This window comes from Brevundimonas sp. FV1ye4L (genome assembly GCF_058681255.1).
The window spans coordinates 1292596-1310744 of the sequence record NZ_CM178734.1 but is presented as its reverse complement, the minus strand read 5'-3'; the positions used below and the strand labels follow the sequence as shown (position 1 = coordinate 1310744).

Here is an 18149-nt window from a genome sequence, read left to right as displayed (position 1 = left end):
CTAAACAAACCGTGCGGCGAAGCTCAAAATAAAACGACGGCGTGTGTCGGCGCGCCGTCACAGAATCCGTGCAAGGATGGGTTTCCCCCTCGGTCGCCCATCTGGAGGCGTGCGCCGCATATGCCTTACGAATCTTCGCCTTCGCCCGTAGCGCCGATTTCGACCTCGCGTCTGTGGACCGTGGGGATCAGCATCGCAATCGCTGTGGCTGTGTTGGTGGGACTGGCCTTCATTCATCCCCAGATCGCCAATTGGCTGTTGGGCGGAGCTGTGATCGTGGCTCTCTCGGCCTGGATCCTCAATGCGCACCCATCGTCTACGACGCCTCTCCCGGAATCGACCGGCGCGCCCGTCGAGAGGCCTGCTGACCCGGCGAAGGCCGAGTTGCTGGATCGGGTGTTCGAGGCTCTGGACGATCCGGTCCTGATCATCAGCGGCGGCGAGCCCGACGACATCGCCGGTCGCCGTATTGTCATGGCCAATAAGGTCGCCCGCGATCTGCTGCGGATTCAAAGCCAGGGCGCGCTTCTGGTGCAGGTGCTGCGAGAGCCCGGCGTTCTGGAGGCGGTGGACGAGGCCTTGTTCGGAGGCATGTCGCGTACGACAGACTATACGACCGGCGGACAGAGAGACCGGCGGTGGCGCGCCTGGACTCGACCGCTCGGTTACGAGGAAGGCGTGGGCGGCGGCGCCTTGGCCATGGTCATCCTGCGTGACGAGACCGATGCGCGGCGAACCGAGATGATGCGCGTCGATTTCCTGGCCAACGCCAGCCATGAGCTGCGCACGCCGCTCGCCTCGCTGAGCGGGTTCATCGAGACGCTGAAGGGCCATGCGCGCGACGACGTCGCCGCCCGTGACCGCTTCCTGGACATCATGTCGGCTCAAGCGGATCGCATGGGCCGGCTGGTCGCCGACCTTCTGTCGCTCAGCCGGATTGAGTTGAACGAGCATATTCCGCCATCGGGTCGGGTGGATCTGGACCGCGCCGCCTCGGACGTCGTTGACGCGGTCAGCGTGCTGACCCAGGAGAAGCAGATCGATGTGATGGTCGATCAGGGGGAGGCGAGGGCCTCGATCAGCGGCGACCGGGACGAGATTCTTCAGGTTGTCCAGAACCTGTTGGATAACGCGGTCAAATATTCCCCAAGGGGCGGGGCCGTAGAAATCTCGGTGCGATCTGACCTGTCGTTCGACGAGGCTTGGGCCTCGCGTATGCCGGGCGCGACGCGTTTGCCGCTTGTCACGCCGGATCGCGCTGTTGGGGTCTTCTACGCCGCTGTGACGGTTCGCGACCACGGGCCGGGCATGGCGCGTGAACATCTGCCGCGCCTAACCGAGCGTTTTTACCGCGTGGAGGGCCAAAAGAGCGGTGAGCGCCAGGGGACGGGTCTGGGCCTGGCCATTGTCAAACACATCATCAACCGCCACCAGGGCGGTCTTGTGGTTGAAAGCGCGCCCGGCCTGGGCACTGCATTTACAGCCTGGTTCCCTATGGTGAGCGAGCGACGGGACCCGCGTACTGCTGCCGCCTGAGGCGCCAAAGGGCCACGCTGTTACCGAACTGTCATCAACTCGTCTTAATGCGCTGACCATTCACAGGCAGTAGTCGCGCCGCGTCGAGCCCGGATCCCCGGTCGCCTTTCGATTCGCGCCTGCCCCCGCTTCGGACCCGGAATGATCTGGATTTATTTGCTGTTCCTTGTTGCGCTGGGCGCCGCCGCCTTTTTAGGCGGTCGCGAGCTTGCGCGTCGTCGCGCGGTCGGGGCCAAGCCGCATTCGCGACCGGGCCAGCATGGCGCCTATGCCTTGATCTGGGTTGCGGCTCCCGCCTTGCTGGTGCTGATCCTTCTCAGCGTGTTTGCGACCCCGCTGGAACGCCAGCTGACCGCTGCCGGCACGCCCGAGGCTGTGGCGGCGCTTGACCCCTTCCGTCGTGACGCCTTCTTCGCCGATGCTCACCGCGTTGGCCGTGGCGAGCCGGCCCTGCAAATCTGGGAACGCCCGCTGGCCGAGCAGCTTCCAGTCGAGGCGCGGCGCATGGTCAGCATCGAACGCACCCTACAATGGGGCGGCGGCCTGGGCGCCATTCTGGCCGCCCTGATCGGCGGCCTGTTCGCCTTCAGCCAGATCAAGCCGCAGACCCGCGCCCGGAACCGGGTCGAGGGCTGGGTCTATGGCGCCCTGTTCGTGTGTTCGGCCATCGCCGTCCTGACGACCCTGGGCATCATTGCCTCCCTGGCCTTCGATTCTTTCCGCTTCTTCCAGACCGTGCCGGTGTTCGACTTCCTGTTCGGCACCCAGTGGAGCCCGCAGATCGCCATTCGCGCCGACCAGGTCGGTTCGACCGGAGCCTTCGGGGCCGTGCCGCTGTTCGCCGGAACCCTGCTGATCATGCTGATCGCCATGTGTGTGGCGGCCCCGATCGGCCTGCTGTCGGCCATCTATCTTTCGGAATACGCCGGACGCACCACGCGGGCCGTGATCAAGCCGCTGCTCGAGATTCTCGCGGGCGTGCCCACCGTGGTCTACGGCTTCTTCGCCGCGCTGACGGTCGGGCCCATCTTGCGGGTCTTCTTCAACGAGATCGGGCTGTTCCTGATCAAGGTCGGCGGACCGTTCGACGGCCTCGGCCACTATCTGGCCCTGGTGCAGAACCAGATGGCCCTGACCGCCGGCGCCGTCATGGGGATCATGTTGATCCCGTTCGTGTCCTCCCTGTCCGACGATATCCTGAACGCTGTGCCTCAGTCTCTGCGCGACGGGTCTTTCGCCATGGGCGCCACCAAGTCCGAGACTGTTAAACGGGTTCTGCTGCCCGCCGCCCTGCCGGGCATCGCCGGGGCTCTGCTGCTGGCGGTGTCGCGGGCCATCGGCGAGACCATGATCGTGACCATGGCCGCCGGCCTCGCCGCGAACCTGACCTTCAACCCGTTGGACACCGTCACCACCGTCACGGTGCAGATCGTCACCCTGTTGACCGGCGACCAGGAGTTCAACAGCGCCAAGACCCTTTCGGCCTTCGGCCTGGGCCTGACCCTCTTCCTGGCGACCCTGGTGCTGAACATCGTGGCGCACCGGATCGTCCAGACCTACCGGGAACAATATGACTGACGCGACCCCCGATCAGATCGACGGCGCGGCCGCGAAGGGGCGGCTGGATCGTCTGCGCGCCGGCCTGAAGCGCCGTCACGCCAAGGAAGCCCGGTTCAAGTGGTTCGGCCGGCTGGCCATCGCCGCCGCCATGCTTTTCCTCGCCGTTCTGCTGGTGCGGATCGTCGAGCAGGGCCACACCGCCTTCTACACCCATACGGTAACGGTGCCGGTCTATATGGACCCGGCCCGGATCGACCGCGCCTATCCCCAGGGTTCGAACTTCGAACAACTGGCGGCCGAGCAGCAGTTGGCGCGTTGGGGTATTCAGGACGACGCGGCGGGCGCCGCCTCCAGCGAAATGAAGGCGCTGTTCTCGTCCGAGCTCAAGTTCGTGGCCGCCGATCTGGTGGCGAAACGGTCGGACGTGATCGGCGAGACGGTCCCGCTGGCGGTTCCGCTTTCGGACGACGCGGACCTGTATCTGAAGGGGGAAATCTCCCAGGCGACGCCGCAGGATCAGCGCCGCATCAGCGACCGGCAGATCACCTGGCTCGAGCGAATGCAGGCCGAGGGCGTGGTCGGGTCCCACTTCAATACGGCGCTGTTCACCAACGGCGACTCGACCCAGCCTGAACTGGCCGGCGTCCTGGGCGCCGTGGTCGGTTCGGCCTTGATGCTGATGGTCACGGCCCTGATCGCCATTCCGCTGGGCGTCGGCGCCGCAATCTGGCTCGAGGAGTTCGCGCCCAAGAACAAGCTGACCGACATCATCGAGGTCAACATCAACAACCTCGCGGCCGTGCCCTCCATCGTCTACGGCCTGCTGGGGCTGGCCCTGTTCATCAACTGGATGCACCTGCCGCGCGCGAGCCCGATCGTCGGCGGCCTGGTTCTGGCCCTGATGGCCCTGCCGACCCTGGTCATCGCCACGCGCTCGGCGTTGAAGGCGGTGCCGCCGTCCATTCGTGAGGCGGCCCTGGCCATGGGCGCTTCGAAGACGCAGACGGTGTTCAGCCACGTCCTGCCGCTGGCTATGCCCGGCGTCATGACCGGCGCGATCATCTCCATGGCCCACGCCCTGGGCGAGACCGCACCCCTGCTGCTGATCGGCATGGTCAGTTTCGTGCCGGGCGTGCCGCATGCCATCGACCAACCGGTCGGCGCCCTGCCGTCGCTGATCTACATCTGGGAGAACGCCTCAGAGCGGGCGTTCCACGAACGCACCGCCGCTGCGATCATCGTTCTGCTGGTCTTCATGATCATCATGAACGCGGCGGCCATCATCCTGAGGCGGCGCTTCGAGCGTCGGTGGTAAGAGAATGAAATTCCGTATTTTCCGCTCCGCCGAAGATCAGACCGGGTCCGGCCCCGTCGATCCCACCGAAACCCCGCGCATGGGCGGGCAGGTCCTGCCTGAAGCCACGACGAACGCCAAGGCGAACGCCGCGGAGGAGCCCCGCGCTTACGAGGCGTCGGACCTGCCTGGACCGACCGTGGTCGATAGTCCTCCCGTCGGACCGATCAAGATCGCCGCCCGCGACGTCTCGGTTTTCTATGAGGGCAAACAGGCGCTGTACGACGTCTCGCTGGACATCCCCGACAAGACCGTCACGGCTCTGATCGGGCCGTCGGGTTGCGGCAAGTCCACCTTCCTGCGGACCATGAACCGCATGAACGACACGATTTCCGGGGCCAAGGTCACCGGCCGGATCGCGATGGACGGTGAGGACATCAACGATCGCTCGATCGACCCGGTGCTGCTGCGCGCCCGCGTCGGCATGGTGTTCCAGCGTCCGAACCCCTTCCCCAAGTCGATCTACGAAAACGTCGCCTACGGCCCCAAGATCCACGGCCTGGTCAGCGCCAAGTCTGAGATGGATGGGGTCGTCGAAAGCGCCCTGAAGAGGGCCGGCCTGTGGGACGAGGTCGCGGACCGTCTGCAATCGTCCGCCATGGGTCTGTCTGGCGGTCAGCAGCAGCGTCTGGTCATCGCCCGCGCCATCGCCGTGAATCCGGAAGTGATCCTGATGGACGAGCCCTGCTCGGCTCTGGACCCCATCGCCACGGCGCGGATCGAGGAACTGATAGACGAACTGCGCGAGCGGTTCTGCATCGTCATCGTCACCCACTCGATGGCTCAGGCCGCGCGGGTGTCGCAGCGCACCGCCTTCTTCCACATGGGCCGTCTGGTCGAGACTGGCGACACGGAAGACATCTTCCAGAATCCCCGTGAGCGCCGCACGCTCGACTATATCACCGGAAGGTTCGGCTGATGAACCAGCACACGGTCAAGGCTTACGGCGACGAGCTGAACCAGATCACGGCCGAGGTCGCCCGCATGGGCGGTCTCGCCGAGGCCCAGGTGTCGGACGCAATCGATTCCGTCGCCCGTCGCGACATAGCTTTGGCGCGCGCGGTGGTCGAGCGGGATCTGAAGCTGGACGCCCTTCATCGGGACATCGAGAAGAAGGCCATTCGCCTGATCGCCCTGCGTCAGCCGGTCGCCAGCGACCTGCGTCGCACCCTGGGCGCCATGAAGATGGCCTCCGACCTGGAACGCACCGGCGACCTGGCCAAGAACATCGCCAAGCGGGCGCTGATCCTGGCCGAGAGCGAGCCGATGCAGCCGCTGACCCGTTCGATCGAACGAATGGGGCGGCTGGTGTCGACCCGCCTGCGCGACGTGCTGGACGCCTATACCGCCTCGGAACTGGATCGCGCCGTGGCCGTCTGGCAGACGGACGACGAGGTGGACGAGCACTACAACTCGCTGTTCCGCGAGCTGCTGACCTATATGATGGGCGATCCGCGCACGATCGGCGCCTGCACCCATCTGCTATTCATGGCCAAGAACCTGGAGCGGATCGGCGATCACGCGACCAATATCGCCGAGACCGTCCATTACGAGATCACCGGCGACGACATGCTGGGCGAACGTCCGCGAGCGCATCCCGGCGCCGAAGACGAAGCCTCTACCCCCAACCTGACGACCTCGCACTAAGCCGCGACCGGAGCCCTGACGTGCAGCCCTATATCCTTGTGATGGAAGACGAGGACGCGTTGGCGACCTTGCTTCAGTATAATCTTGAAAAGGAAGGTTACGACGTCACCGTCGCGGCCGACGGCGAGGAGGGCATGCTCCAGATCGACGAGCGTCAGCCCGATCTGGTGCTGCTGGACTGGATGTTGCCCAAGCTGTCGGGCATCGAGGTCTGCCGCCGTATCCGCGGCAAGGCCGAGACGCGCAACCTGCCGGTCATCATGCTGACGGCGCGGGGCGAGGAAAGCGACCGGGTTCGCGGCCTGGACACGGGCGCTGACGACTATCTGACCAAGCCGTTTTCGATGGTCGAACTGATCGCCCGCATCCGCGCCGTGCTGCGCCGCATCCGGCCGGGCCTGGCCGACGACCGGCTGAACCACGGCGACATCATCATCGACCGCGTGTCGCACCGGGTGAAGCGTTCGGGCCAGGAAGTGCATCTGGGCCCGACTGAGTTCCGCCTGCTGGACCATTTCATGCAGCACCCGGGCCGGGTGTTCAGCCGTGAACAGCTGCTGGACGCCGTCTGGGGCTCGGACGTCTATGTCGAAGCCCGCACGGTGGACGTCCATGTCGGCCGGCTTCGCAAGGCGCTGAACATCGGCGAGAGCGCCAACCCGATCCGCACCGTCCGTTCGGCGGGCTATTCGCTGGATTTGGAAGGCTGAGATAGAAGGGCGGCCGTACCGGCCGCCTTTCTTCGTTTTAGATCTGTTCAGCCACGATCTCGTCCGGCTCTAGCGCATAGACGGTGGCGCAGTATTCGCAGGTGACACGGATCTTGCCGTCGTCCTCGACCATGTCGGCGCGTTCCGACGGGTCGAAGGAGGCGAGGACTGAGGCGATGCGGTCGCGCGAGCAGCGGCACACCGCCGTCAGTTCGCGTGCACCCTCGAGTCGCACGCCGTCCTCGTGGAACAGGCGGAACAGCAGGGTTTCCGGCGAGATGGTCGGGTCGATCAGCTCGTCGTCGCCCAGGGTGCCGAACAGGGCGCGGGTGCGGTCCCAGACCTCCTCGGTCGAGCCGCGCGCCTCGTCGCCGGCGATGATCTGGATCATCGCCCCGCCGGCGCGCCATTGCGACCCGGCCTCGGTCAGCACCTCGCCCACCGCCAGACGCACCTTGGTCGGCACCTGTTCGGACTGCTGGAAATAGTGTTCGGCGCACAGGGACAGGCTCTCGCCCTCGATGGGGGTGATCCCTTGCGTGCGTTCGAAGTCGGGGCCGCGATCCAGGGTCATGACAAAGACCCCCTGGCCCAGAAGCGTTTGCGCGCCGGGACGGGCGAAGCCCTTCGACGCCTCGGCCACCTCGGCCTCGTCATAGCGGCAGTAGCCGCGCAGCGTGCCGTCTGTGCCATAGTCGGCGACGACATAGCGCACCGGTCCGTCGCCCTGGGCCTGGACCATCAGGCGGCCGTCGAACTTCAGGCTCGAGCCGATCAGGGCCGCAAGCGCGCAGGCCTCGCCCAGCAGGGCGGCGACCGGCTCGGGATAGGCGTGGGCGGCCAGGATCTTGTCGATGGTCGCACCCAGCCGCACCAGGCGGCCGCGCACGGGCCAGCCCTCGATCTGGAAGGCGGCGGCCAGGTCGTCGGAAACGGCGGAATGAGGCGCGTGATCGGTCACGGCGGGGTCCTTGGAAGTCGTCATTTCGGGATCGCGGCTATTTAGGCATCCAAAGCCCCGTTGATAAGGGGGCGAGGTCGTTGGTGGATATCGGCCGATCCGGGTGCGGCGATCAAAGGCGCGCCGTCGTCTCGAAAAACCTGTAGAATCCGGCTCTACAAACCATGGAGAACCTCGAGAATTTGTCGAGGCGGAATGCAAGGACGAACATGCGCGCGAAACCTGTGCTGAAGCCGCTGGGCGAGCAGTCCATCGTCGTCACCGGCGCGACATCGGGGATAGGGCTGGCGACGGCGCGTCGGGCGGCGCGGGCCGGGGCCAGGGTGTTTCTGATCGCGCGCGGCGAGGCGGACCTGCGGGCCCTGTGCGAAGAGTTGCAGGCGCTGGGATCGCGCGTGGCCTGGGCGGTGGCCGATGTGTCGGACGCCGAAGCGCTGAAGGCGGCGGCCGACAAATGCGTGCGGCTGTTCGGGGGCTTCGACACTTGGGTCAACAACGCCGGGGTGGGGCTGTTCGGATCGATCCGGGAGACGACGCTGGAGGATCAACGCCGCCTGTTCGAGACCAACTACTGGGGCGTGGTCAATGGCGCGATGGCGGCGGTCGAACATCTGCGGACGCGGCCGGGCGGCGGCGCCATCATCAATGTCGGTTCGATCCTGTCGGACCTGCCCCTGCCGATGCAGGGCGTCTACGCCGCGTCCAAACACGCGGTGAAGGGGTTCACCAACGCCCTGCGTATCGAGCTGTTGCGCGAACAGGCGCCGGTGGCGGTCAGCCTGGTCAAGCCCGGCGCGATCAATACGCCAATCAGCCGGCACGCCCGGAACCTGACGGGTCAGGCGATGCACAATCCGCAGCCCGTCTATGCGACCCATGTGGTCGCCGACACCATCCTGTACTGCGCCACCCATCCGATCCGCGAGATCACCGTGGGCGGGGGAGGGCGCGTCATTGCGTCTTTTTACTCGGCTTTGCCGGGGATTGCGGAACCTCTGCTGGCGCGGTTCGCTCCATCTTTGATGCGGGACCGCCGTTCCGCCTATCGGCCGTATGACGACGGGCTCTATGACCCGACCGAGGACGGCCTCGATGAAGAGGTTCACTATCCTATGGTCCGTAATTTCAGCGCCCTGGCCGAAGTCCGCAAACGTCCGGGCGTCACCGCCGGCAGCCTCGTGGCCCTCGCGGCCGGCGCCGCTGTGGTCCTGTATCTGACTCAGCGCAGCGGACCGACGCGCTATCAGCGTATCAAGACCCGTATCGATCCGCGCGGATGGGTGGACACGGACGAACTGCGCGACCGTTTCCACGACGCCATCGACGCCTTCCGTCATCGCGCCGAAGACGCGGGCGAGCGGGCCGAGGCGTTTTCGCGTGAAGCGCGCCATCGCGCGAGCGACGTGGCCCATGACGCGCGCGATCGGGCCGACGAATGGTTCCGTTCGACCCGCAAGGGCTCCAAGAAGGCGTTGAAGAAGCACGGCAAGACGGCGCGCCGTTACGCCGACGACGCCGGCGCCTACGCCCGTGATCATGCCCGTGAAGGCGGCGCGCTTCTGGCCGTCGCCACCCTCGCCGCCGCCGTCGGCGCGGCCGTGCTGGAAAGCCGTCGTCCGGACAGCCACGTGCGCCGCATCGCCCGGTTCTGATATTTCTTGCCGTCCGCCGCGGCGAAAATACCGGCGGGCGGCAAGGTTTAAGCGCAACTGATCGGCTTCATCAGCACGGCTCGGCTTTGCCGCGGGCGCGAAGGCCGCTAAGACGCCGCCCATGAGCGCGCGCCCCACACTGATCTTCGACTTCGATTCGACCCTGGTCGCCTTCGAGACACTGGAAGCCTTGGCCGATATCGCCCTGGCCGACTCGCCCGAGGCGGAGAAGACCCGCGCCGAGATCGCGGACCTGACCGACAAGGCCATGGCCGGCGAACTGGCCTTCGGCGAGGCGCTGCGTCGTCGGCTGTCCCTGCTCCCCCTGACCCGCGCCCACGTCGCGGCCCTGGCGGAGACGGCGCCGGATCATCTGACCGCCTCGGTGCGGCGCAATCTGAACTTCTTCCAGCAGCACAAGGGCAAGGTCGTCATCCTGTCCGGCGGTTTCCGCGAGGTGATCGCCCCGGTGGCTGAGATGCTGGGCGTGTCGCCGGACCGGGTGCTGTGCAACGACCTGGTCTATGACGCCGATGACCGGGTGACGGGTGTCGATGACGCGAATCCCCTGTCCCAGGCCGACGGCAAGCCGGCCGTCATCCACGCCCTGAAGCTGCCGGGTCGCGTCGTCATGGTCGGCGACGGCTGGAACGACGCCGAGGTCAAGATCGCCGGGGCCGCCGACGCCTTCTACGCCTTCACCGAGGTCGCCCGCCGCGCGCCCGTGGTCGAGGTCGCCGACGCCGAGGCCGCATCCCTGGACGAAGTGCTCCACGCCGAAGGCCTGGTCGGCCGCTGGTCCTTCCCGCGCAGCCGGATGAAGATGCTTCTGCTTGAGAACATCCACCCCGCCGCTGTCGAACAACTGGAGGAGGCGGGTTACTCGGTCGAGACCATGAAGGGCGCCCTGGACGAGGACGACCTGATCGCCGCCATCAAGGGCGTGCATGTGCTGGGCATCCGCTCCAAGACCACGGTCAGCCGCCGCGTGCTGGAAGAGGCCGACCGGCTGATGGCGATCGCGGCCTTCTGCATCGGCACCAACCAGATCGATCTGGACGCAGCCTCCGATCACGGCGTGGCGGTGTTCAACGCCCCCTATTCGAACACGCGCTCGGTCGTGGAACTGGCCATCGGTCTGATGATCGTCCTGATGCGGGACGTGGTGGACAAGTCGGCCGCCATGCACGTGGGCCAATGGAACAAGTCGGCGACCGGATCTAAGGAACTGCGCGGCAAGACCCTGGGCATCGTCGGCTATGGCGCCATCGGCAGCCAGCTGTCCGTCCTGGCCGAGAACCTGGGCATGCGGGTGCTGTTCTATGACCTGTCGGAGCGGCTGGCCCTTGGCAACGCCCGGCGCATGCGCTCGCTGGACGCCCTGCTGGCCGAGAGCGACGTCGTGACCCTGCACGTCGATGGGCGGCGGGAGAATTCCAACATCTTCGGCGCGGCCCAGTTCGCGCGGATGAAGGAGGGGGCGCTGTTCCTGAACCTGTCGCGGGGCCATGTGGTCGATGTCGGCGCCCTGGCCCAGGCCATGGGCTCGGGCCGGGTCGCCGGCGCGGCGGTGGACGTCTTCCCCGAGGAGCCGCGCACCAATTCGGACCCGTTCGAAAGCCCGCTGCAGGGGATGAAGAACATGATCCTGACCCCGCACATCGGCGGATCGACCGAGGAGGCGCAGGAAGCTATCGCCGAGTTCGCGGCCGAGCGGCTGCTGGGCTATCTGAACCGGGGCGACACGACCTTCAGCGTAAATCTGCCGAACGTGCAACTGGCCGAGGTGTCTGGGGCGCACCGCATCCTGCACATCCACAAGAACCAGCCGGGCGTGCTGGCCGAACTGAACCGCGCCCTGGCGGCGGCGGGGCTGAACATCCTGGGGCAGCATCTGAAGACCGACGAACGCACCGGCTATGTCATCACCGACGTGGACCGGGACTATGATCCCGAGGCCCTGCGGACGTTGAAGACGGTGCCGGGAACGCTGAAGTTCCGCACTCTGCACTGAGTGCGGAAGGATGCTGAGAGGGTTTCAGCCTTGCCCTCGCGCCGCCGGCCCGCCAAGAACGAAGCACGCTCCCAGCCGCACCGGACCGACCGCATGACCGCCGACCGCACCCGCCTCGACGCCCATATCGCCGCCCTGGATGCGCCCGAGGGTCTGAAAGCGGTGCTGACCGTCGCCGCCGCGACCTGCGCCGACATCAGCAAGCTCGTCGCCGGCGGGGCTCTGTCCGGGGCCTTGGGCGCCTCGGGCCAGATCAATGTTCAGGACGAGGAGCAGAAGAAGCTCGACGTCATGACCAACGACATGCTGACCGACGCCCTTCTGGCCAGCCCCGCCGTCGCCGGCGTCGCCTCGGAGGAAATGGACGAGGTCCAGCCGGCCCCCCATTCGACCGGCGACTATCTGGTTCTGTTCGACCCGCTGGACGGCTCGTCCAACATCGACATCAACGCCATGGTCGGGACCATCATCTCGGTGCTGAAGTCCGCGACGCCTTCGCCGACCGAGGCCGACTTCATGCAGCCGGGCCGCAATCAGGTCGCCGCCCTTTACGCCCTGTACGGCCCCCAGACCATGCTGGTCCTGACCACGGGCGCCGGGGTCAAGGGCTTCACCCTGTCGAACGACGGCGACTGGATCCTGACCCACGACGACATCGCCGTCTCCCCGGACACCAAGGAGTTCGCCATCAACATGTCGAACCTGCGCCACTGGTCCCAGCCGGTGCAGACCTATGTGGGCGACCTGCTGAAGGGCGAAGAAGGCCCGCGCGGCAAGAATTTCAACATGCGCTGGGTCGCCGCCATGGTCGCCGACGTCCACCGCATCCTGATGCGCGGCGGCGTCTTCCTCTATCCGTGGGACAAGCGCGAACCGACCAAGCCTGGCAAGCTGCGCCTGATGTACGAGGGCAATCCCATGGCCTTCCTGGTTGAACAGGCCGGGGGCAAGGCGACGACGGACGGGACGCAGCCCATCCTGGACATCCAGCCCGAGCACCTGCACCAGCGTATCCCGGTCGCCCTGGGCTCGGCCAACGAGATCGACGCCTACGCGGGCGTGTGATGCTTATCCGCCCTACCGACGCCCTCCTGGTCATCGACCCGCAGAACGACTTCTGCGAAGGCGGCAGTCTGGCGGTCGCAGGCGGGGCGGGGATCATGCCGCTGATCAACCGGCTGGCCGAACGGTTCACGCGGGTGGTCGTGACCCAGGACTGGCACACGCCGGACCAGATTTCGTTCGCCTCCAACCACCCCGACGCGGCCCCCTTCACCGAGATCGAGGTCGCCTACGGCCGCCAGATGCTGTGGCCCGATCACTGTATCCAGGGTTCGCCCGGCGCCGACTTCCATCCCGATATCGCGCCGACGGTGCAAAAGGCCCTGGCGGTGATCCGCAAGGGCTATAATCCGGCGGTCGATTCCTATTCCGGCTTCTTCGAGAACGACCACCGCACCCCGACCGGCCTGGCGGGCCTGTTGCGAGACCTGGGCGTGACCCGCGTCTTCCTGGCCGGCCTGGCCTTCGACTATTGCGTTCGTTTCACCGCCGAGGACGCGGTGCGCGAAGGCTTTGAGGCCGTGGTCATCTCCGACGCCAGCCGCGCTATCGCGCCGCAGACCGAGGCTGCGGCGCGGGACAGTTTCCGGGCCTTGGGTGTGGCGGAGATCGGGGCCGCGACCGTCCTCGGCTGACGCTCCCTTTTCTTTCGTCATTCCGGTCGAAGGGCCTCTCGGCCCGCAGACCCGGAACCCAGCGGCGCCGAAGGCGAAATGGCTCAGCCGCACTATGTTGAGCGGCCAGTCCGCGACAGGTTCGCGCTCCCGCGCGCCGCTGGGTTCCGGGTCTCCGCTGCGCTTCGCCCGGAATGACGAAAGAGAATGTCAGTCTGGCGCCATCGAGATGCAGACAGCAGCAGCGGGGAACAGCTTTCAGTCGGTGGGAGTGGTGGAGATGGCTTCAGCCTCTTCGATCAGATGACGACGACCATCACCAGGGCGACGGACAGAGTCCCTACGGCGATGATCGAAGCGCGCGCGATGTAAACGCACCGGCTTATGAACTTATTGCCGTACGCTTTGTGCGTTTCGGAGAAAATGTCGCCCAGTGATATGCCCGTCTCTAAGAACGGTGGTGGCCCTGACCGAATGAAATCGGGCGCTGATTTTTTCACGATCTTGTTTCGCTTGAAATAATCGGCAGCGAAGTGCGCTCCCAATGAGGTCGCGACGGCGGTCGCCCCGCTCAGACATAATGCAATAGACAGCAGCGCTTCGATCATCCGACTTGCAATCTCGCGTAGGCCTCCACCTCCGCCACGAACGCCGCCTTCTCCGCCTCGCCCAGGAACGACCCCTCGAAACTGTTCCGCGCCAGCAGCGTCACCTGATCCTTCGTCAGGCCCACCGCCGCCGCCAACCGGCTGTAGTTGTCGTTCACATACCCCCCGAAATAGGACGGGTCGTCCGAGTTCAGGGTGACGTGCAGGCCCCGGCGCAGCATCTCGGGCACCGGGTGATCCTTCAGGTCGTCGACCACGCACAGTTTCAGGTTCGACAGGGGGCAGACGGTCAGGGTCATCTGTTCGCGCGCCAGCCGCTCGACCAAAACCTCGTCCTCCATCGACCGATTGCCGTGGTCCATCCGGTCGATGTGCAGCAGGTCCAGCGCCTCGTGCACATAGGCCGGCGGGCCTTCCTCACCGGCGTGGGCGCACAGTTTCAGGCCCAGGTCGCGGGCGGCGGCGAAGACGCGCTGGAACTTGGACGGCGGATGGCCGACCTCCGACGAGTCGAGCCCCACGCCGATGAAATGATGCAGATAGGGTTTGGCCGCCTCCAGGGTCGCGAACGCCTCTTCCTCGGTCAGGTGACGCAGGAAGCTGAGGATCAGCCCCGAGCTGACGCCCAACTCCGCCTTGGCCCGGTCCATGCCCGCGATCAGCCCCTCCACCACCACGCCGAAGGGCACGCCCCGGTCGGTATGGGTCTGGGGATCGAAGAAGATCTCGGCGTGGCGCACATTGTCGGCGGCCGCCCGCTGGAAATAGGCGAAGGCCAGATCCTCGAAATCCTGGCGCGTCAGCAGCACGGCGGCCCCGGCGTAATAGATGTCCAGGAAATCCTGCAGGTTCGAGAAATCATAGGCCGCCCGCACCGCCTCGACGCTGTCATAGGGGATGGACACCCCGTTGCGCTGCGCCAGTTCGAACATCAGCTCCGGCTCCAGCGAGCCCTCGATGTGCAAGTGCAGCTCCGCCTTGGGCAGGCCGGCGATATAGGCGTCTAACGACATGGGGCATCCTTCGGAGAGAAGGCGTCAATTCGACACCACCAGCCGCAGATGTCCAGCCTTGGTCTTCCCCGCGTCGTCGTTGGGCGGTGGATCGGGCGGCGGGGGCAGGCTGGGCCGGGCGCTCCAGGCCTCGGGCCGTTCGATCCAGCCCTTGGCCGTCTTCAGCCGGTCGGGCAGCATGGATCGGGCCACCAGATTGGGGCCGATCCCCACCAGTTCGTCGGTCCAGTTGGCGATCTGGCGGTTATGAAGCCGGCCGGGCGGGGCGACGCTGACGATCCGCTTGTTCGGATAGGCCTCGCGCACGAACCGCGCGGTCGCCGCATGGTCCCCGTCGGTGGTCAGCAGATAGACGCTATCGACCCGGTTCGCGGCCACATCGTCCACCACCGCCAGGGCCAGATTGACGTCGCTCTGCTTCTCCGTCGCCGAACTCCAGCCGTGGCCGCAGGCGCGGCAGTGTTCGCCATGGACGATGAAATGGCCCATCAGACAACGCACGCGTCGGGCCCTCAGCGCGGCCTCATAACGGAACAGGGCCTCCATCCGCGCCCGGGCCTGGGGCTTGTGTGCGCTGACCCAGACGACGCCGGTCAGCCGCTCCATCGGATCGATCAGGCCTCGCCCCAGGGCCTGCAAGTCCAGCCACAGCCATTCGCGCCGCTTCTGATCCAGCAAGGCGTGAAACAGGTTGTAGCCGTCGACATAAAGCACAGCGCGGCGTTTCAGGAACGGCGGCGTGAGGTCGCCCGGACCAAAGGGGCGCAAGGCCGCGTCCGCCATGCGGATACGACCCCGATGCTGCCCCCAGGCCTTGCGCCCCTTCGACTGCTGACCGTCGGGTTTCCCCATCCGTCGTCCGCTCCCTGTCCCTGGCAAAGCTTAACCAGAGCCGAGAAGCGGAGTCCGCGTCTTTCAGGTCACATAACGCCGGTCACATCCGTTCGGGCGTCTCGATCCCCAGCAGGGTCAGGGCCGTCTCGAGCTGACGCAGGGCCGCCGCCGACAGGGCCAGGCGCGAGGCCCGCGTCGCCTCATCCGGCGCGACCAGCACCGGGCAGGCGGCGTAGAATTTCGAGAACGACTGCGCCACCCGATAGGCATGCTCGGCCACCAGATGCGGCATCCGCTTGTCATAGGCGTCGGACACGGCGGTCGAGAAAGCGTCCAGCGTCAGGGCCAGATCGCGCTCCGCCTGTTCGGCGATGACGATGGGCCCCGGCGCCGCCCCCTGTTCGGCGGCCTTCCTCAGCAGGGATTTGATCCGCACCGACTGGTACAGCAGATAGGGGCCGGTCTTGCCCTCGAAGCTCATGAACCGGTCCAGGTCGAAGACGTAGCTGGTGGTCCGCGCGTTCGACAGGTCGGCGAACTTCAGGGCGGCGATGGCCACCTTGTGCGCGATGGCCTCGAACTCTTCCGGCGACAGGTCGTCGCCCAGCTTGGCCTCGTGCAGCCGCTCGCGCGCCTTGTCCGTCGCCTGATCGATCAGGTCGCGCAGCTTCAGCACCCCGCCCGCGCGGGTCTTGAACGGCTTGCCGTCCTGCCCGTTCATGGTGCCGAAGCCCAGATGCTCCAGCGCCCCTTCGGCGGCGTAGCCGGCCAGATAGGCGGCGCGGAACACCTGTTCGAAATGCTCGGCCTGGCGTTCGTCGACCACATACAGGGCCAGGTCCGGCGCCAGGGCCTTCTTGCGGTCCAGGATCGTGGCCAGGTCGGTCGTGCCGTACATGGCCGAGCCTTCCGAACTGATCACCAGCAGGGGCGGGGGCGACGGGGCCTCGATCACCGAACCGTCGGCCAGCTTCTTCTTGCGCGTCTCGCCGGGCTTGGCGACATGGACCACCTGGGCGCCGTCGTCCTCGACCAGCAGGCCGGTCGCCTTCAGATGCGCCAGCATTTCCGGCATCTGCGGATCGGCGTCGCTCTCGCCGTTCCACAGGTCGAAATCGACCGACAGATCGCCGTATTCGCGCTTCAGCGCCTCGCGGCTGACCGCCACGAAATGAGCCCACAGGGCGCGATAGCCGGGACGTCCGTTCTGCAGTTCCGCCGTCGCCTTGCGGGCGCGGTCCCGGAAGGCCGGGTCTTCCTTGGCCTTGCCGGCGGCCAGCGGATACAGCCGGTCGAGGTCGGCCAGGGTCACCGGGCTTTCGGCCGGGAAGGGCCCGTCGCCCTCAACCAGGAAACCTTCAGCCAGACCCTCGTCGCCACAGGCCACGATCAGCAGCCCCATCTGGAAGCCCCAGTCGCCGAAATGGGCGTCGCCGGTCACGTGATCGCCGCGGAAGCGGAACAGCCGCTTCAGGCTCTCGCCGATGATGGCGCTGCGCAGATGGCCGACGTGCATCGGCTTGGCCACGTTCGGACCGCCGTAGTCGATGACCACCTTGCGGGGATCGGCCACGAGTGCGGCGCCTGCATGGTCAGCGTCGGCCGCGACCTCTGCAGCGCGCTCGGCCAGCAGCGCATCGGCCAGCTTCAGATTGATGAAGCCCGGCCCCGCCACCTCGACCGAGGCGAAGCGGGGATCGGCGGTCAGCCGTTCGGCGATCCTGCCCGCCAGCTCGCGCGGATTGGCCTTCAACGCCTTGGCGGCGGCAAGGGCGCCGTTCGACTGGAAGTCGGCGAGGTCGGGACGGTCCGACGGGGTGACGCGCGCCAGGGCCGCATCCACGCCTTCGGCGGCGAAGGCGGCGGCGACCGCTTCGCTGAGGACGGTCTTCAGGTCAGACATTACTGGCTCGGCGTAGTGGCTTGGGCCGTTCCGGCGGTGACGCGGAAGCGGCTGCCCGAACGGTTGAATTCGGCCATTTCAGGCGTGACGTCGAAGCCGATCAGAACTTCGAAATTGCCGCCGCTGGTTTCCAGATCTGCGCGCGGGATCACGATGCTGCGCTCCTCGTGGACCGAGGCGGTGCGCTGACCGTCGAACTTCACCGGCAGGTCGAAATATTCCTTGGCCAGGACGGCGCTGTTGCGCTCGGTCACGGCGACCCAATAGCGATAGGTCTTCTGATCTTCGTTCGCCTGCTCGCCCCGGCCCAGCTCGAACAGGATGTCCATGTCCAGCTTGATGGGGTCGTCCTCGCGATATTCGCAGTCGGCCGAGACGCCCTCGATCTCGCCGGTGAAGCCGACGTTGGAGATGGCCGCGCGGCCGCCTTCCAGCTCGACATAGCGGGCGGCGTCGTAAAGCACCTTCACGAAGGGGCAGGGGCCGGCGTTGGCGCGACGGCGCAGCGGAGCGAATCGCGGCGCGCGCTCGGAGGGCGCATCGGCCTGCTGGCCGCTGGAACCGCGATCCCGCTGTCCCGACTGTCCAGGAGACATCTGCGCCTGGGCGGCGGTGGGCAGGATGGAGGCCGCGATGGAGACGGCGGCCAGGGCGGAAAGCACGCGACGCATCAGTTATCTT

General features: G+C 66.5%; 16 protein-coding genes. 10 read left to right on the top strand and 6 right to left on the bottom strand.

The window, feature by feature from the left end; all coding sequences use genetic code 11:
• The first annotated feature begins 120 nt into the window (after nucleotides 1-120).
• The 6 genes from ACW17X_RS06325 (at nucleotide 121) to phoB (ending at nucleotide 6807) form a co-directional block, all read left to right on the top strand.
• Complete coding sequence (locus ACW17X_RS06325) at nucleotides 121-1536, top strand: sensor histidine kinase (RefSeq protein WP_492086412.1); 1416 nt, start codon at nucleotides 121-123, stop codon at nucleotides 1534-1536.
• A gap of 141 nt (nucleotides 1537-1677) precedes the next feature.
• Nucleotides 1678-3114: a phosphate ABC transporter permease subunit PstC gene (gene pstC, locus ACW17X_RS06320; protein ID WP_492100135.1), complete on the top strand. Its 1437-nt coding sequence runs from the start codon at nucleotides 1678-1680 to the stop codon at nucleotides 3112-3114.
• Entirely contained in the window at nucleotides 3107-4411 is a 1305-nt protein-coding gene (gene pstA / locus ACW17X_RS06315; protein WP_492100134.1) for a phosphate ABC transporter permease PstA, read from the top strand. Before pstC ends, pstA begins: the two co-directional genes overlap by 8 nt.
• 4 nt (nucleotides 4412-4415) lie before the next feature.
• A complete protein-coding gene (gene pstB / locus ACW17X_RS06310) occupies nucleotides 4416-5369 on the top strand; it encodes a phosphate ABC transporter ATP-binding protein PstB (RefSeq protein ID WP_492100133.1) in 954 nt (317 codons plus the stop codon).
• Nucleotides 5369-6097, top strand: coding sequence for a phosphate signaling complex protein PhoU (gene phoU / locus ACW17X_RS06305; protein WP_271163956.1), 729 nt, complete (start codon nucleotides 5369-5371; stop codon nucleotides 6095-6097). The genes pstB and phoU overlap by 1 nt, the downstream gene beginning before the upstream one ends.
• A 20-nt stretch (nucleotides 6098-6117) precedes the next feature.
• Nucleotides 6118-6807, top strand: a complete 690-nt coding sequence (phoB, locus tag ACW17X_RS06300) for a phosphate regulon transcriptional regulator PhoB (RefSeq protein ID WP_271163955.1) — start codon at nucleotides 6118-6120, stop codon at nucleotides 6805-6807.
• A 37-nt stretch (nucleotides 6808-6844) separates the two neighbouring features.
• Here the strand turns inward: phoB and ACW17X_RS06295 are convergent, their stop codons facing one another.
• Nucleotides 6845-7768 (bottom strand): Hsp33 family molecular chaperone, encoded by a 924-nt coding sequence (locus tag ACW17X_RS06295; RefSeq protein ID WP_492100438.1) that lies wholly within the window; start codon nucleotides 7766-7768, stop codon nucleotides 6845-6847.
• A gap of 209 nt (nucleotides 7769-7977) precedes the next feature.
• On the opposite strand from ACW17X_RS06295, the gene ACW17X_RS06290 reads away from it, so the two are divergent.
• From ACW17X_RS06290 to pncA, 4 genes are all read left to right on the top strand, one after another.
• A complete protein-coding gene (locus ACW17X_RS06290) occupies nucleotides 7978-9420 on the top strand; it encodes an SDR family oxidoreductase (protein WP_492100132.1) in 1443 nt (480 codons plus the stop codon).
• Nucleotides 9421-9541: 121 nt separating this feature from the next.
• On the top strand, nucleotides 9542-11434 hold the full coding sequence (serA, locus tag ACW17X_RS06285) for a phosphoglycerate dehydrogenase (RefSeq protein ID WP_492100131.1): 1893 nt from the start codon (nucleotides 9542-9544) through the stop codon (nucleotides 11432-11434).
• A 93-nt stretch (nucleotides 11435-11527) separates the two neighbouring features.
• The gene (locus ACW17X_RS06280) at nucleotides 11528-12499 is read left to right on the top strand and encodes a class 1 fructose-bisphosphatase (protein WP_492100130.1); all 972 of its coding nucleotides are present in this window, start codon (nucleotides 11528-11530) and stop codon (nucleotides 12497-12499) included.
• Nucleotides 12499-13131 carry a bifunctional nicotinamidase/pyrazinamidase gene (gene pncA, locus ACW17X_RS06275; protein WP_492100129.1) on the top strand — a complete coding sequence of 211 codons (633 nt, stop codon included), beginning with the start codon at nucleotides 12499-12501 and terminating at the stop codon, nucleotides 13129-13131. Before ACW17X_RS06280 ends, pncA begins: the two co-directional genes overlap by 1 nt.
• Before the next feature lie 278 nt (nucleotides 13132-13409).
• On the opposite strand, the gene ACW17X_RS06270 is transcribed toward pncA, so the two are convergent.
• The 5 genes from ACW17X_RS06270 to ACW17X_RS06250 all read right to left on the bottom strand — a co-directional run bounded on the left by ACW17X_RS06270 (nucleotide 13410) and on the right by ACW17X_RS06250 (nucleotide 18139).
• On the bottom strand, nucleotides 13410-13718 hold the full coding sequence (locus ACW17X_RS06270) for a hypothetical protein (RefSeq protein WP_492100128.1): 309 nt from the start codon (nucleotides 13716-13718) through the stop codon (nucleotides 13410-13412).
• Nucleotides 13715-14731, bottom strand: a complete 1017-nt coding sequence (locus ACW17X_RS06265) for an adenosine deaminase (protein ID WP_492100127.1) — start codon at nucleotides 14729-14731, stop codon at nucleotides 13715-13717. The genes ACW17X_RS06270 and ACW17X_RS06265 overlap by 4 nt, the downstream gene beginning before the upstream one ends.
• 24 nt (nucleotides 14732-14755) lie before the next feature.
• Entirely contained in the window at nucleotides 14756-15583 is an 828-nt protein-coding gene (locus ACW17X_RS06260; protein ID WP_492100126.1) for a PIN domain-containing protein, read from the bottom strand.
• Between the two features lie 82 nt (nucleotides 15584-15665).
• Complete coding sequence (gene argS, locus ACW17X_RS06255) at nucleotides 15666-17468, bottom strand: arginine--tRNA ligase (protein WP_492100125.1); 1803 nt, start codon at nucleotides 17466-17468, stop codon at nucleotides 15666-15668.
• Nucleotides 17468-18139: a Tat pathway signal sequence domain protein gene (locus tag ACW17X_RS06250; protein ID WP_492100124.1), complete on the bottom strand. Its 672-nt coding sequence runs from the start codon at nucleotides 18137-18139 to the stop codon at nucleotides 17468-17470. Before ACW17X_RS06250 ends, argS begins: the two co-directional genes overlap by 1 nt.
• Nucleotides 18140-18149: the final 10 nt, after the last annotated feature.

Coding starts and splice junctions, on each gene's coding strand:
- ACW17X_RS06265 (WP_492100127.1), bottom strand. CDS start 14,731: ATGTCGTTAGACGCCTATATCGCCGGCCTGCCCAAGGCGGAGCTGCAC.
- ACW17X_RS06270 (WP_492100128.1), bottom strand. CDS start 13,718: ATGATCGAAGCGCTGCTGTCTATTGCATTATGTCTGAGCGGGGCGACC.
- ACW17X_RS06280 (WP_492100130.1), top strand. CDS start 11,528: ATGACCGCCGACCGCACCCGCCTCGACGCCCATATCGCCGCCCTGGAT.
- serA (WP_492100131.1), top strand. CDS start 9,542: ATGAGCGCGCGCCCCACACTGATCTTCGACTTCGATTCGACCCTGGTC.
- ACW17X_RS06250 (WP_492100124.1), bottom strand. CDS start 18,139: ATGCGTCGCGTGCTTTCCGCCCTGGCCGCCGTCTCCATCGCGGCCTCC.
- argS (WP_492100125.1), bottom strand. CDS start 17,468: ATGTCTGACCTGAAGACCGTCCTCAGCGAAGCGGTCGCCGCCGCCTTC.
- pstB (WP_492100133.1), top strand. CDS start 4,416: ATGAAATTCCGTATTTTCCGCTCCGCCGAAGATCAGACCGGGTCCGGC.
- pstA (WP_492100134.1), top strand. CDS start 3,107: ATGACTGACGCGACCCCCGATCAGATCGACGGCGCGGCCGCGAAGGGG.
- ACW17X_RS06290 (WP_492100132.1), top strand. CDS start 7,978: ATGCGCGCGAAACCTGTGCTGAAGCCGCTGGGCGAGCAGTCCATCGTC.
- phoU (WP_271163956.1), top strand. CDS start 5,369: ATGAACCAGCACACGGTCAAGGCTTACGGCGACGAGCTGAACCAGATC.
- ACW17X_RS06260 (WP_492100126.1), bottom strand. CDS start 15,583: ATGGGGAAACCCGACGGTCAGCAGTCGAAGGGGCGCAAGGCCTGGGGG.
- pncA (WP_492100129.1), top strand. CDS start 12,499: ATGCTTATCCGCCCTACCGACGCCCTCCTGGTCATCGACCCGCAGAAC.
- ACW17X_RS06325 (WP_492086412.1), top strand. CDS start 121: ATGCCTTACGAATCTTCGCCTTCGCCCGTAGCGCCGATTTCGACCTCG.
- pstC (WP_492100135.1), top strand. CDS start 1,678: ATGATCTGGATTTATTTGCTGTTCCTTGTTGCGCTGGGCGCCGCCGCC.